The sequence below is a fragment of the Mycoavidus sp. SF9855 genome, from assembly GCF_024582735.1.
Classification (GTDB): domain Bacteria; phylum Pseudomonadota; class Gammaproteobacteria; order Burkholderiales; family Burkholderiaceae; genus Mycoavidus.
In genome coordinates this window covers 1347924-1360332 of record NZ_CP102085.1, presented here as the reverse complement: position 1 = coordinate 1360332, position 12409 = coordinate 1347924, and the positions used below count along the sequence as shown (strand labels likewise).

Below are 12409 nucleotides of genomic sequence, written 5' to 3'. Positions count from 1 at the left end.
TCCTAGTATTTTGAAAGTAAATCGTTTATCCTTATTTCTCATACGTTTTGGTCTCGTTTGAAGAGCGAGAACAAAGAAGCCCCGGCTGCTAGTTACAGTCCGGGGCTTTTGCTTTTTAGGGTTTACCTAATTCGTAATATCTATGAGTTGATCGTCATGATCTTTAAGCTGCGCGGTGATGGTTAATCGACGGGTGCTGGCGTCCCATTCCAACTCTAAATTTAGAAGCTCACGTACGCCGTGCGTTTGCAAAATGGTGCGCTTGGCCATGGATTCAATCTGCCGTAAATCCGCAGGCCGTTCAAAGTTTGGTAGCCAGGGTAGGCCGTGCTCCAGATCCAGAAACCAATCCCCTTGAAATGACAATAAGCGGGTTTTGACGCGCTGCGCGACCGATTCAGCATGGTTGGCATAATTCGCCCGTCCCTGCCCAAAGGTCCAGTCATGGTTTGCATCGAGCCGCCGCACTTTCATTGCGGACCGCCTGAGACATCACTGCCGGCTTTTACGCCGTCATGTCGGTGAGCGTGCAGCGTCACGCCATTGGAACTGAGTTCCCCGCCGCTATGCGAGATATTGCCGCTAATGGTGGTGCCTGCTGCGCTGCCGGTACCGCTTAAACCTGCCTGATAGGTTAACAGTTGTTCAACAACGACCGGACATTGAATTGTCAGTTGTGTTCCACTAATCGTCATGTGCCCCGCTTGATCCAACTTAAAGTAAGCGCTGCCATCGAGCGTGCGCAGCATCACTGCATCGCTGGCTAAATTCGGAATGACATGGGGTAAAGAAGAAAACCCCATTAACGCAAAGCCATCGGATAAATCATGCAGCCGATAATCAAGGGGAATGCTGGATTGACCACTGGCGAACCAGCCGTCGATGCAGCGCTCAGCAAAGATCAATAAACACTCATCGCCTGGCGCTACAGGAAAGGTCATCACAAATGCGCCACCTCGCGGAAATTGCACTGGAACATCGGTCAGCATGGGCAAAGGGGCAGCTTGATCGTTCTGTAAAACCTGCTCAATCAGGGGCTGCACAGAGGCAGTTTGGGTGCTTGGATCGAATCTCACAATACGGCCGGGTAATGCTACATGCACCTTTTTAAGCGCTGTGGCGATACTGGATTCAATTGCCGTATCGAGCGATGGAGTATGCCAGTTCATGCTTGTCTATCCTGTCGATGAAGAGGGGTAAAACTTCCCCCTATGCCTGTAATCGTCGTCAGCCACTCATCTCCATAGGTATCCCCGCAATGCGAGATGCTGACGGTTTTATAGTCGCCATTGAACGATTCTGTAATCGATTGCACCCGCACTAAGCCGCCTATGCGAATCGCAGGATTAAGCAACGCGGTAATAATGAGTCCATCATCACTGACCTCAGGCGCACCGATCATGCCGGTATCTTGTGAAACCAAAACAGCTTCATCCGCTAACACCTGCTTAGCGGGTAGCATCAGCACTTCGCCATCTTGAATGGACCAATCAGCCTGATTGGCCTGGGCCAGTTGATTAAAGGCATCCCGCGTATTGCCGCAAAAAACGCGGCCCCGTGGCAGTCCATTGGGCTGCCCTTGGGCGATAGCCCCTAATTGTGTATGGTTAAACGATTGCGCCAACTGCTTGATTGCCTGGCTATCAGGCGTGCTAGCTTTAAGGGTAAGCGAGACTCGTGCAGTGCGATAATCGATATCGCCATCGGCGCACTCCAGCACAAGGATAGAATCGAGCCCATCGCGCTTCACGTAGGCTTTGAGGATATCGCCTGTATACAGCAGGCGCAGTTCTGCATAGCCGACGGACAACGCCACCCGTTTAAATGCGCCGCTCAAGAGTTGATTCAAATGTGTGCGGTTGAGGTTCCAAATGCAAATCTGCGCTGGATTAGGCTTAGCGTTAATCGTTTTAGTGATATCAAACGAAACGCGTAATGCGTCGATCAGTAAGCCATCGCTCTGATTGCCGAGTGCTAGCTGATATCGGCGGCCAAATTGTTTCATAGCTCGATATCTGCCTTGTCCACAATATAGAGCAGACAGCGCTGACCTAAATCCTCCCCGCCTGCAGGATCGAAGCCCATGCCACTCTCATCAGTGAGGACGAGGCAATAGTCAACGGGCCTGCGCCATAAAATCGGTACGCCAACGACTAGTGGTTGCCCTTGGGCGGTATAGCGGTCGCGCTTTAAATCAAAGACATCCATGGCCCAATAATCCGAGATGCTGTTGTAGCGCAGTGTCAGACGCAAGGAATGCCCTTTAAAAGCAATCGTCATTTCTTGATACGGGGCAGAATCGATTGGGATACGATTCATTGAGAGCGCTCACCGAGTAGATGTTTGAGGAGTGACTTATTGCTCTCAGTGAGTTGCAGCTGCACCTTGCCTTTTTGCGTCTTAGCGGCAGCTTGCTTGCGGGCGCGTCCAGAAGCCTGTTTGACGCCTGCCACGGATTGGGTCGTTACGATCACTATTTCTCGGCAGGTCAAGGTAAACTCAGCCATGCCATCTTGCATCTGATTCAGGCTGATTGCTTGTAGCAGCATATTCGAATACAGCTTGGCTCCCGTCATAATCTCGATGGGCTCGCCAGATTTTTGTAGGTTCAGTAGAGCTTCATAGACCTGCTGAACCCGCTCATTACTTGCAGTTGAATCGATTCCTGACCAAGTCGGCAGCCATGGTGCCAAGGGTCGTGCTTGTTGAAGAGCAGTAGCGATATTCTGCTGAACACTCTGCGCTGAGCCCAACTCTCTTTGCATCCTTGTGGCTGCTTGTAGGGTGACGGATTTGACCTCAGTGGGCAAAGGCAGCTGATTTAAAAAATCGGGACTTTTGCGCAAAAATGCGCCCGAGACTCCAGGTTGGGGCAACATCGGTGGTTGATAGTCAGTAACGATGCCTGTAATGGTCACTTGTTTAGGTTCAAGCGCTGCATGATCCGCAATCAATGCGCCGGATTCAATCGGGTTTTCTGATATCCGTAAAATCGATTGATGTTGCTCGGCTAGAGTGGCATCTAGCGTTACGGTCCCGATCCGGCGGTGTGTAACCGAAATGGTCATAGCTTGGCGGCACTTTGACTATTGTGTGCGACAATCCGTTGTTGACGAAGTGCATCGGCAGTCGCTCGGCCTGCTGCTATTGGATCGGATGCGGCAATACTGATTTTGATATCTTGATTGACTGTCTGCTGATGGGTTCGGTTGGCTTGATTCGCGTGGTGTTGGATCACCTGGTTTGCAGCAGGATGGGCAGAGGCTAAAGCGACATTGACGGCCTGTGAAATACTGTCAGCCTGGGTCAGGTTCAGTTTTTCGCCCACCAACCCAAAGCCAGATTGAAGCTTGGCCCAACCTCGTGTCAGCCAACCGATTAGCTTATCCCAGGCATGAAATACTTGATTGAATGCCGTTTCAAAGCAGCTTGCAATGAAGTTTGCCATTTGGCTCAATGTACTTTTGCAAGATTCAAATAGAGATAAAAATAGCGCTTTAACGCGTGCAACACCTGTTGAGAGCCTTTTCAGGATGCTCTCCCAGGTCTTGCTGGCAAAGTTGCCCAGCTGCGCAAAGAGTTTGTGAAATAGCGCTTTGAATTTTGCAGCCAAATGACTCAAGGTCTTTTGGAATCCGGCTAAATCACCTGTGAGTAAGGCGAACAGAGCCCGCATGATTAACCTGACATAAGTAAATGCCGGTCCCAGCACGCGCATCACACTGTCTGCAAAGGCTTTGATGCTTTCGCGATATCCTACCCAAGCGGCTCGGCATTGAGCCAGCCAATACTTGACGTGTTTGAGTCCCTTTGCAAAGGGAGCCCAAAACTTTCCTAGAGCAGACTCACCGCCTTGCATATAGGTGATGAAGTCATCGATTAAGACGATGAGCCCGGCAATCGCCGCACTAAACCACAGCACGGGATTCACGATAAAAGCAGCGATGGTTGCTCGCTTCACCCATGCCAAGACGCCCACTAAAGCCCATAGCGCTGTTTTCCAGCCAATGGTACGGCGAATGACTTGATCGATAGCAATTCCGGTATGGAAAAGCGCTCGTACCGTTGCAAACAGGAGTTCAATAAATCGACGCAGCCCATCACGAATGAGCTCTTTATTGCGCAACAAAAACTCTTTAAAACGATCAGCCAGTTTGAGTAGTTGAGGTGCCAGACCCAAAGCAATTTGCGTGCGTAAAGACTTAAATATCCAAGTAATGCGTGTCATGGCATCACCCCAGGCGCTGGCGATATCGGCTTGCTCTTGAGTGGCAACACCTAGTTCTTGCGCTTCTTGCATTAAATCGTGCAATTCCGTGCGCGATAGCCTCAATGTTTGCAGCATAGCGGTATCAATGCCCATCTTTTGTAAGAAAGCGCTGCGCTGAGGATCGGATAAGCGCTGCATTTTATTTTGCAATTCGCCAATCATGTGTGTGACCGATTTAATCGAGCCATCGGCGTTTTTTGCGCTTAAGCCATAGTGCTCAAAAGCTCTCGCGCCTCGTCCCATGCCATCCGCTGCCTCACCAATGACTCTCGATAGTCCGCGCATCGAAGCCAAAGCTGATTCCATCGATGCGCCATTTTGCGCTGCAGCAAAGCCCAGTTGTTGCAGGTATTCAGCACTCGCTCTTGTTGCTCGGGCGGCCTGATTGAGGGTATCCAGGCCATTGAGCGCCTTGGCAAAGAAAGCCGTCATACCTCCTGCTAGTGCGCCAACAGCCGTAACAGCAATCGATGCGGTACGGGTGACATCAGATAACGTCTGACGGAATTGCTTGGCTTGCTTAAGATCGGCAACAACGCCGAGCTTAAAGAGAAACTCATCAACGACCATGGATGCCTTGAGCCAGTTCGGTTTGAATCGCATCCCACTGCGCTATCGTGTGATGAAACTCCACCAAATCGGATAACGTATAAAGGGTGCGAAGCTCATTGAGTGTGCAGTATTTGCGCATAATCGGCAGCCAAATAAACCAATCGATTAGGTCTGAATGGGGGTTGGAATGAGGGCGCTTAGACTGTTCCAAGCGCCCCCTTTGAAAAAATCAGCGAACTGCACCTTACAGCCTTCCAGCAAAACACGAATAAGGTGTGAACGGTATTGATTAAAGTGTGTCTCAAGCTGATGGGCTAGCCGAAATGGCTTATCCTGATTAGCCTGAACGGTCGTATGTTCATAAATTAGGCGCTCGATTTCAGCCACTTGAGGGCTGCCCAAATGGGCTAAGAGCGTGCCAATCTCAAGATTGCCATCCTGGTTCGGTGAAACTTTAATGCCTTCGAGTAATTTACCCGCTTGTTTTAAAGCAGCCCAGCCTGCCATCGCATTAGCGGGTGTCATACGGTAAGTGATGCCGTCGAGTTCGAATTGATGAGGGTTCATGAATGATTTAATCCTTTTTCTAGAGTAATCGTGAGGTGTTCAAACACCAGTGTCCAGGTCACCGCGTTATGGCCCATGCCACGGGTATAGTCAGGGGATGTCGTGAAATAGCCGTTTAAGCCGCTGACTTTGTCATCATTGAGTAAATCCACAATGGAGAGCGTCATCGGCGTGAAGGTTTTAATGGTCGAGCGCTGCTGTTTAAATAAGCGATCTAAATAATGGTTATCGGGACTATGCTGTTTAATCTTAAGGGTGAGCGTGCCGGATTGATCGGGGTTGGCAATAAAAACACCTGTGCCATTGGCACCCATCGTGTAACTGCCAGCATCGGCATTCAATTTAGCCTGAATGACATCGTTGCCATCGCTCCAATCGGAGAGCCGCACGCCATTGATTAAAACAGAGACGTCGCTGGGACTAAAAGTAGTACTCATAGGAATTAACGATCAAAGTTAACAAGGATGTCAGCGGAATGAATGGCGCCTGCCAGCTTTAACGCAACTTGAATTGGGGGCGCTTTGCGGGCTTCACGGTCACTGCTGGATAGGCGATCTACGGTATCGGCCCAAACGTAAAAACCCTCTTCAAGCCGCTCACCGGAGTGCAAATGCCCAAAAGGGTCACCACGCCAGACGCCTGGCGCAAATGCACCGTTATGCACGCCTTCTCGGCAGACTTTTTCAACGGCAGCTAAGAGCCGATGGGTGCCTGCGTCAGTGAGCGGAATCTTGGTATGGCTTCGTTGTAAAGTGGCCGCAACTTCCTTTTGTACGGCATCGAAAAACCAATCGAGGCTGTGCACTTCATCAAAAAAGCGCCCACCCAATACAGTTCCTTCGGCAACCATCGCGGTTTCATCAAAATAGGTGTAATAGTTGATGCCTAACGCTTTGCATTGATTGGCTTCGGTGAGCGTTAATGGATGCGGTGTGACGCCTGGCAATTGTTTAAACTTCATCGTAATCGTCGTATTGTTCCCAGCGAAGTTCACAGATAAAGCGCGAGCCAACCAGCTTAAAACCGCATAGGGATTGTTTTTGTCATAGAGCGCGACGACTCGCTCATTCTTTTGATCGGCCAACTGCTTAAACACATTGAAAGGACCGGTGTCTAAATGTTGAGGGGTAGAGGTGGTGAGCCCTAAAATCTTTTTATCCGCGGCGAGTATCCAGTTGGCCGCTTCTTTAATCTGAGTATCCGTTAGAGGGTGAACAACATAGAGTGCGTACCAGTGATTAAAGCGGGCTTCCAGCTGTGACAGCGCAGCGGTGAGAGATTGTGCTTCAAGCGTGACGGCATCGGTGCCAGCGACTGAATAAGCATCAGAACTATCCAATTTGAGTAGGTTGCCCAAATAAGACGGAGTGCTACTCACAGCCAGCGGCTGGCCATCGCTGTTCATCAGACTCAACGTGTGGCTTGCGCCCGCTTGATCCGCTTCGACGATAAAGCGTTGGCCGCTAGCGTCCCAGCGCAGGGTGAGTTTATCGGCGGAGGTTTGAGTCGTGATCAGAGTCGCGATCTCTTCATGCGTATTGGCAGTAGAGAGATTGATTTTGCTGTAGCTTTTAAGCGCGGAGCCGACCTTAATTGAAAAATAGCCGGCGGAAAGTGCTTTTAATTTCTCTAAAGTGGCTGTGATGGGGCCGCCATACAATTTAGATTGGGTTGCCGGTAAAACGCGTTTAATGCGGACCCAACGTGAAACCACAAGGCGTTTTGGGCGCGGGGTTTGGGCAAAGAATAAGCGGGCGGCCTGGGCCGTTGCACTATGGCTGCCAAACGCTTGCTCAACAGCGGTAGCGGTTGCATATTCAGCATAAAGCGTACTCTCATCATTAAACACGTGTCCCGCTTCGGGGGTCATTAGATTGAGCACACCGAAGTCACGCCGGCTAGGCGCTAAGGGTTGAACATTGAGTTGTACATTGATCAGTTCACTTAATGGCAGTGAAGTGGCCATATTATTTCTCCAAAAATTAAATCAAGGGAACGGAGTGGGTTGGATGCGCGTCCGGGCATGTGATGAGTTGTGCGTGTTCAATACGGTGCTGCTCGATCTCGACGATATGAGTGTGCGAGAAGGTTGCATCAAACTGCGCGCGCTCTTCGGGTCCTGCACCGATGACGGTCGTCAAATCTCGTAACGGCGAGAGGGTAACTAAACCGGCTTTTAAGCTGGTGCGCATCATGGCCTGGGTTGAGCTGGCTTGTAAAAGCGTCGTGAGCTTTTGCATAAGTTCGTAGGCGTTGTTCCCATAAGCCTCAATCGATACGGTGGTGAGCCTTGCAGTACTTAAGCGCTCAATTTCACGTGCGCCATCAAAATCCTGCCGGGTGGTGCCAATTTCAACGGAAGTCAGCACAGAAGCAATCACAAAGGGTTCAGCGCCGGAGGGTCCAGTCTGATAACTGGGACGTACAGCGCCACTAGGTAACGATAAAACCTCTCGCAGTAGGCTGCGCAGTACCTTCATGTCGAACTGCTGTTGCGTCGTAGTAGCCATAGTGAGAGAAGTTAGACAATTGAGTTAAGCGCCAGCGGTGGTTCTGGTGCAGTGCAATATCGCCTTCGATCAGCGGGTCTTGGCTCAAAATCCGAATCGCGGGCAAATAGCGCTCGCCTTCTAACAGTTTTAGAAGGTCATCCTGACCGGCTGGATAGACAATGGCGGTGACATTGACCATGTAATGCCTTTCTGACCACTCGCCATGATCGGGGTGATGCTGACCATATCGGCGGTAAACGGTGATGCGTTGCGTAAGCTCGCTTTCACTAAAGAGTTCCTTAAGATTCATTGGTATCCCGAACAATGTAGGTGATCGACTGGTGAAGCTGACCGATATCAATTAACGGTTGGCTCGACTTTTTACGCTTGATCGTTGCGGCTTTGAGCGGGGTATGGGCGCCGTGGCGGATTTCGTGTTGGACGTCGCTTGCTGCCTTGAGCCCAACCACCTGATACGCCTGTTCGGGCGATTGATGCTGTCTCACTGCTTTACGCATCTGAGTGGCGAGCCCATCGGTGTAGGCTTGCTTGTTTTTGATCAACGTTGTTCGCAGAAAGGGTCTGGCAGGAATGCCTTTGTTGGGTGCGCCATATTCATGCACGGCAGCGATCTGAGCGTTATTCAAGCTCGTCTTTTCAGAGTCTCGGTGCGCAGTGCTAGAGATCACACCAACAAAGATTTCATGCTGCCCAAGCGCTTTGATGCGATCCAGTAAACGATCAAGCTTAGACAAATCCATGCTCAGATCACCATGGCGCCAATGCTCACTTGCTGACGCAGGCTCAGAAATTGCTGACCGTAGGCCGTGGCAGATAACCATGCATCTTGTGCTTCTAATGCGCTGGGGACTGCATAACTGAGCTCCACCTCTCCCGCTTTACGGTGAGTGACAGCGTGAATGGATGAGGTCTCTCCCTTGTCGAACTTCTGTTGCATGACCCAAAAGTGAGCAACTAATGAGCACGCCGCTCGAGGGTAAAAGGAACCCCAGCGGTGAATATCAAAGAAGGGACGCGTGTCTTCAATCAATGCCTGAAGGTGTGCATCCTCAACTGACTCTAGCGCTGCGAAGCGGGCTTTGACATCGGCAGGCTTAATCACCATTTAAATTCCGTCGATATACAGCGCTGATTTAGGATAGCGAAACTCCACACCCGAGTATTTATATTCGCCGTTGACGAGTAATTCCAAGCCGCGTTGCTCTGGCGCATGAAACATCAGGGGCATCGGGATATGGAAAACGAGGTTCACTGGATTTTTTTCATAGATCATCATCCGTGAGCTTTGGTCTTTGCCTGCCTTATCGAGATCAAGTCCGCCTCTAAAGTCGATATCGATATTCTTTTCAGCCTTGGCGATATTGTTCTCACGCACATACTGCAAAATGGTTTTATCTGCCCCTTTGCTGCGGGGCGTGCTGGCTAAAAGCGCATAGTGTGAGCCTGGCAAAATAATTGTATTCGGGGTGCTATTACGCTTGGTTTGCGTCCAAACTTGGGTAATGGATTCGTTGAGGTCTTTTAGAATCTGTTCAGGCGTAGCAGTAGACCAACTTCCGTTACCGGCTTGGGTTTGCGGGACAACGGGAGAATTGAATAAGCCAGTGAGTTCTTCTTCACCAAACAGACCAATTTGATTTAAGTGGGCGCGATACGCATAAAAAGCGGTCTCAGCGCGATTTTGGTCAAGGGATAAATTCAATTTAGCGGATTTACGTAATTCGTCAAACGTATACGCATAGCCAATGGCGGCTGAGACCACCGGTACGGTTTTTTCGCTATACCAGACATCGACGCGAGGGATATCTCCGCCTTTGCCGCTATGGCGTTTGCCTTGACCAACAGAGTCTTTCATTCGATACGTAATCGACGTGGCCCATTGCCCGGCGGAGGTTGAGATCGGTAGCAGCGCTTCATAATCGAGTGGGGCGCGCTTTTTTTGATACATCTGAGTTTCGACGGATTCAAGTTGCCCGGTTAAGAATGTGAGGGCATGGGAAGAATCGAGGGTGAATCCAGTATCGTGGAAAAGGGAGGTGCGGCGGAGCGCATCGGCAAGGATTTGATTGGACATAGTGCTGTAAAAAGAAAGTGAATGGAAGGTTTATAGTTGGAAGGTTTCGACCGTAGATGAGGTGGATTCAGTCGCTGTTGTTACATCCGCCGTTGTTACATTCGTCGTTTGCATGAGATTAATCCGTACACGTCCAATCGCGCCTGCTGCCGTCCGGGTTTCCCACAGTGCACCAGGCACCGAGATCCCACCGCCGGTTGACAGTGCACCGGTGGCGTCGGTTGTCACCGGGTCGCCTGGGCTGACGGCTTCTTTGGCAAATGCCCATAGCCGTCCAATTTCCATGACTGGCACAGTTGCTTGAGGGGCATAGCTGATGTTGCCTGTTTTATTGGCTTGTATCGTTGCGTGGCGCACGCTTAAGCCAATGATGCGGCAGCCAGCAGAAGGAAGAATCGCCGAATCTTCGTCGGCGCCTGCTGCTACGGCCACACCAAAATCGATCTCAGCGGGGCCAAGGTTGCGGCGGTTGACAATGCTATTGGGGCCTGTGTCGGCTTCGAGCCCGGGGATGCCACGGTCAAGCTGCGTATCGCCATACTCGGATAATTGAATAGACATAAAGAACTCCTGATTGAATAAAGTGAGTTAAGCGGTGTAGGTCGTTTGTAGATGCTGAATGTATTGAGCGCGTGCGGCCTGTGGATTCAAGGGGTCGCTATCTGTTGTAAGCTGGGTATTGAGTGCATCGAGAACTGGATCACTCCGCTTGGGCTGTGGCTGGGTTGGCGCCATAGCGCTTAACACCTTAAAAGCGTGTTTAATCGTCTCTTCATCAGCACTATCCAGAGTTTGCCCATCTAAGAGCGCGTCGAGTACGGGTTGCTGCTTTGAATAGAGTTGGCTGACCACTTCGTGCCGGATTGCATGACAACTTTTATCGGTGGTATGGATAGAGGGCATCAACTGCTTAGCATCCGTCACTGTTTCAGCCCAATCGGCGATCCAGGCATCGCGGACCGTAGGCGCTGCTTCCTGTAGGGCTTGGTTTTCGGCTTCAAGCTTTTTAATGGTTTGGGTCAGCGCATCCATGTGCTGTTGAATCGTGTTGCAGTCATGGCAAGGCGTTGCGGCGTCTAGCGGCTGAACAGATGTCGTTTCATTCGTTTGATCGGGGGTAAGGGTGTCAGGCATTAGGGTTTCTCCATTAGGGTTGGAATCTTCAATACGGCAAGTGGGCCCGCAACGGGGGGAGCGCACGAGCGCGATATGGTTGATACGAATATTTCTTTGAATACCGTCATAGGGCTGTCCATCGGGTGTGAGGCCAGGGGTCATCTCCTTCTGAGATTGATAGCCTGCTGAGAGGCCTACTTTGCCGCTTTCAATTAGGGCAATGGTGCTTTTATCTTGCACAATCAAGTCCCCAACGACGTATCCATCTTGCTGTCGGATATTGCGCACAGAGCCCAACGCTAGATGCCGCCAGTTATCGGTATTCACCCAAAAACCAGAAGGATGGTCGTTGGTCAGCGGCGCATTCTCAAAGGAGGCTAAGGATTCGGGTGCAAAGACTTCTTCGGGTGGGCGATAGATGCTTAAAATGCGCATCGGGTTGTCGGCTACGTCAGAGAACTCAGATGCTCGGTAAGGTTGAATACCGCTGCGCGCAAGCTTGGCACGGGCGATTAAAAAACCCTCTGGCGTATACCTGCGTTCAGAGGGCAGACAATCTAAAATTTCTGTCATCACTGTGTTAAATCAATGACCGGTAAGGCCACGCAACGGCAGGCGATATCGTGGCCAGGGTGACCGGTCTCGGTCGGCGGGGAATCCCATCTAAACTTTTGTCCATCGTGTTCTGTGTGACTGCCTCGTACTCGCTCATCGCCACTGGTTTGCCACTCGTATTCGGTAATGCCCAACGCGGTTTGTCTAGCTTGAGCAATGGCTGAGTGAGTTTTAGCGGTTTGGTCTCGGGCAATGAGCCGGGCGCGCTTTTCGGTTGCTCCGGTTAATTTCTGAATGTCTGCGGCCAGCTCTTTATAGCGCTGTCCCTGTGTGACACTGGTTAAGACCCTGGTATGTAATTGCTCAAAGTAGCGCTGCGGAATCGACTGAATCAAATTGACGTTGGTTGCCATCGCCAACTGCAGGGGCGCTCTTATATTCTGAGCACTTAGCAGAGGACCAATATCGATGCCAAAGGCGTAGTGAATGCTATTCGCCAAGGCTGTTCGGTTGTGTTTCTCCACATCGTCAACCATCCGCTGCGCCCAGCTTCGAGCTCGGACAAGCACTGCTTGAATTGCTTTATAGGCCGCCCGCTCTATGGCTGCCTGAATGGCTTCTACAAACGCATCGGATAAATCGTCTTGAGTGAATCCATCAGGCGTATCGTCATGTTGAGCGTTTCGAAGCACTGGCAGGATGTCTTCTGCTACGAGGCGCTGCATCTGCTTGACTAAGCTCAGTAGCTGATTGCGATAAGCA

Annotated in this window: 18 protein-coding genes; all 18 read right to left on the bottom strand. The window is 50.8% G+C overall.

What is annotated here, in order from left to right:
- Window positions 1-126: 126 nt before the first annotated feature.
- Genes NQD60_RS05240 through NQD60_RS05155 form a run of 18 tightly spaced genes read right to left on the bottom strand, consistent with a single transcriptional unit; the run spans window position 127 to window position 12372 of the window.
- Entirely contained in the window at window positions 127-474 is a 348-nt protein-coding gene (locus NQD60_RS05240; protein ID WP_257099938.1) for a hypothetical protein, read from the bottom strand.
- On the bottom strand, window positions 471-1169 hold the full coding sequence (locus NQD60_RS05235; protein WP_257099937.1) for a Gp138 family membrane-puncturing spike protein: 699 nt from the start codon (window positions 1167-1169) through the stop codon (window positions 471-473). Before NQD60_RS05235 ends, NQD60_RS05240 begins: the two co-directional genes overlap by 4 nt.
- Entirely contained in the window at window positions 1166-2005 is an 840-nt protein-coding gene (locus NQD60_RS05230) for a hypothetical protein (RefSeq protein WP_257099936.1), read from the bottom strand. The genes NQD60_RS05235 and NQD60_RS05230 overlap by 4 nt, the downstream gene beginning before the upstream one ends.
- Window positions 2002-2319: a hypothetical protein gene (locus NQD60_RS05225; RefSeq protein WP_257099935.1), complete on the bottom strand. Its 318-nt coding sequence runs from the start codon at window positions 2317-2319 to the stop codon at window positions 2002-2004. Before NQD60_RS05225 ends, NQD60_RS05230 begins: the two co-directional genes overlap by 4 nt.
- Window positions 2316-3068, bottom strand: a complete 753-nt coding sequence (locus NQD60_RS05220; protein WP_257099934.1) for a phage baseplate protein — start codon at window positions 3066-3068, stop codon at window positions 2316-2318. The genes NQD60_RS05225 and NQD60_RS05220 overlap by 4 nt, the downstream gene beginning before the upstream one ends.
- Window positions 3065-4873 (bottom strand): phage tail tape measure protein, encoded by a 1809-nt coding sequence (locus NQD60_RS05215; RefSeq protein WP_257099933.1) that lies wholly within the window; start codon window positions 4871-4873, stop codon window positions 3065-3067. The genes NQD60_RS05220 and NQD60_RS05215 overlap by 4 nt, the downstream gene beginning before the upstream one ends.
- Entirely contained in the window at window positions 4830-4961 is a 132-nt protein-coding gene (locus NQD60_RS05210) for a hypothetical protein (RefSeq protein ID WP_257099932.1), read from the bottom strand. The genes NQD60_RS05215 and NQD60_RS05210 overlap by 44 nt, the downstream gene beginning before the upstream one ends.
- A 26-nt stretch (window positions 4962-4987) precedes the next feature.
- Window positions 4988-5389, bottom strand: coding sequence for a phage tail assembly chaperone (locus NQD60_RS05205; RefSeq protein ID WP_257099931.1), 402 nt, complete (start codon window positions 5387-5389; stop codon window positions 4988-4990).
- A complete protein-coding gene (locus tag NQD60_RS05200; RefSeq protein WP_257099930.1) occupies window positions 5386-5826 on the bottom strand; it encodes a DUF3277 family protein in 441 nt (146 codons plus the stop codon). The genes NQD60_RS05205 and NQD60_RS05200 overlap by 4 nt, the downstream gene beginning before the upstream one ends.
- A gap of 5 nt (window positions 5827-5831) precedes the next feature.
- A complete protein-coding gene (locus NQD60_RS05195) occupies window positions 5832-7355 on the bottom strand; it encodes a DUF3383 domain-containing protein (RefSeq protein WP_257099929.1) in 1524 nt (507 codons plus the stop codon).
- A 16-nt stretch (window positions 7356-7371) separates the two neighbouring features.
- Complete coding sequence (locus tag NQD60_RS05190) at window positions 7372-7899, bottom strand: hypothetical protein (RefSeq protein ID WP_257099928.1); 528 nt, start codon at window positions 7897-7899, stop codon at window positions 7372-7374.
- A complete protein-coding gene (locus tag NQD60_RS05185; RefSeq protein ID WP_257099927.1) occupies window positions 7823-8191 on the bottom strand; it encodes a hypothetical protein in 369 nt (122 codons plus the stop codon). Before NQD60_RS05185 ends, NQD60_RS05190 begins: the two co-directional genes overlap by 77 nt.
- Window positions 8181-8642 (bottom strand): hypothetical protein, encoded by a 462-nt coding sequence (locus NQD60_RS05180; protein WP_257099926.1) that lies wholly within the window; start codon window positions 8640-8642, stop codon window positions 8181-8183. Before NQD60_RS05180 ends, NQD60_RS05185 begins: the two co-directional genes overlap by 11 nt.
- 2 nt (window positions 8643-8644) lie before the next feature.
- Entirely contained in the window at window positions 8645-9007 is a 363-nt protein-coding gene (locus NQD60_RS05175) for a DUF4054 domain-containing protein (RefSeq protein ID WP_257099925.1), read from the bottom strand.
- Window positions 9008-9976, bottom strand: coding sequence for a DUF2184 domain-containing protein (locus NQD60_RS05170; protein WP_257099924.1), 969 nt, complete (start codon window positions 9974-9976; stop codon window positions 9008-9010).
- A gap of 30 nt (window positions 9977-10006) precedes the next feature.
- On the bottom strand, window positions 10007-10537 hold the full coding sequence (locus NQD60_RS05165) for a hypothetical protein (RefSeq protein WP_257099923.1): 531 nt from the start codon (window positions 10535-10537) through the stop codon (window positions 10007-10009).
- A 27-nt stretch (window positions 10538-10564) separates the two neighbouring features.
- The gene (locus NQD60_RS05160; RefSeq protein ID WP_257099922.1) at window positions 10565-11665 is read right to left on the bottom strand and encodes a DUF2213 domain-containing protein; all 1101 of its coding nucleotides are present in this window, start codon (window positions 11663-11665) and stop codon (window positions 10565-10567) included.
- Window positions 11665-12372 carry a phage minor head protein gene (locus NQD60_RS05155; protein WP_257099921.1) on the bottom strand — a complete coding sequence of 236 codons (708 nt, stop codon included), beginning with the start codon at window positions 12370-12372 and terminating at the stop codon, window positions 11665-11667. Before NQD60_RS05155 ends, NQD60_RS05160 begins: the two co-directional genes overlap by 1 nt.
- Window positions 12373-12409: the final 37 nt, after the last annotated feature.

Excerpts from the sequence above, each read along its gene's own strand:
- NQD60_RS05240 (WP_257099938.1), bottom strand. The coding sequence starts at position 474 with ATGAAAGTGCGGCGGCTCGATGCAAACCATGACTGGACCTTTGGGCAG.
- NQD60_RS05235 (WP_257099937.1), bottom strand. The coding sequence starts at position 1,169 with ATGAACTGGCATACTCCATCGCTCGATACGGCAATTGAATCCAGTATC.
- NQD60_RS05230 (WP_257099936.1), bottom strand. The coding sequence starts at position 2,005 with ATGAAACAATTTGGCCGCCGATATCAGCTAGCACTCGGCAATCAGAGC.
- NQD60_RS05225 (WP_257099935.1), bottom strand. The coding sequence starts at position 2,319 with ATGAATCGTATCCCAATCGATTCTGCCCCGTATCAAGAAATGACGATT.
- NQD60_RS05220 (WP_257099934.1), bottom strand. The coding sequence starts at position 3,068 with ATGACCATTTCGGTTACACACCGCCGGATCGGGACCGTAACGCTAGAT.
- NQD60_RS05215 (WP_257099933.1), bottom strand. The coding sequence starts at position 4,873 with ATGCGATTCAAACCGAACTGGCTCAAGGCATCCATGGTCGTTGATGAG.
- NQD60_RS05210 (WP_257099932.1), bottom strand. The coding sequence starts at position 4,961 with ATGCGCAAATACTGCACACTCAATGAGCTTCGCACCCTTTATACGTTA.
- NQD60_RS05205 (WP_257099931.1), bottom strand. The coding sequence starts at position 5,389 with ATGAACCCTCATCAATTCGAACTCGACGGCATCACTTACCGTATGACA.
- NQD60_RS05200 (WP_257099930.1), bottom strand. The coding sequence starts at position 5,826 with ATGAGTACTACTTTTAGTCCCAGCGACGTCTCTGTTTTAATCAATGGC.
- NQD60_RS05195 (WP_257099929.1), bottom strand. The coding sequence starts at position 7,355 with ATGGCCACTTCACTGCCATTAAGTGAACTGATCAATGTACAACTCAAT.
- NQD60_RS05190 (WP_257099928.1), bottom strand. The coding sequence starts at position 7,899 with ATGGCTACTACGACGCAACAGCAGTTCGACATGAAGGTACTGCGCAGC.
- NQD60_RS05185 (WP_257099927.1), bottom strand. The coding sequence starts at position 8,191 with ATGAATCTTAAGGAACTCTTTAGTGAAAGCGAGCTTACGCAACGCATC.
- NQD60_RS05180 (WP_257099926.1), bottom strand. The coding sequence starts at position 8,642 with ATGGATTTGTCTAAGCTTGATCGTTTACTGGATCGCATCAAAGCGCTT.
- NQD60_RS05175 (WP_257099925.1), bottom strand. The coding sequence starts at position 9,007 with ATGGTGATTAAGCCTGCCGATGTCAAAGCCCGCTTCGCAGCGCTAGAG.
- NQD60_RS05170 (WP_257099924.1), bottom strand. The coding sequence starts at position 9,976 with ATGTCCAATCAAATCCTTGCCGATGCGCTCCGCCGCACCTCCCTTTTC.
- NQD60_RS05165 (WP_257099923.1), bottom strand. The coding sequence starts at position 10,537 with ATGTCTATTCAATTATCCGAGTATGGCGATACGCAGCTTGACCGTGGC.
- NQD60_RS05160 (WP_257099922.1), bottom strand. The coding sequence starts at position 11,665 with ATGACAGAAATTTTAGATTGTCTGCCCTCTGAACGCAGGTATACGCCA.
- NQD60_RS05155 (WP_257099921.1), bottom strand. The coding sequence starts at position 12,372 with ATGCAGCGCCTCGTAGCAGAAGACATCCTGCCAGTGCTTCGAAACGCT.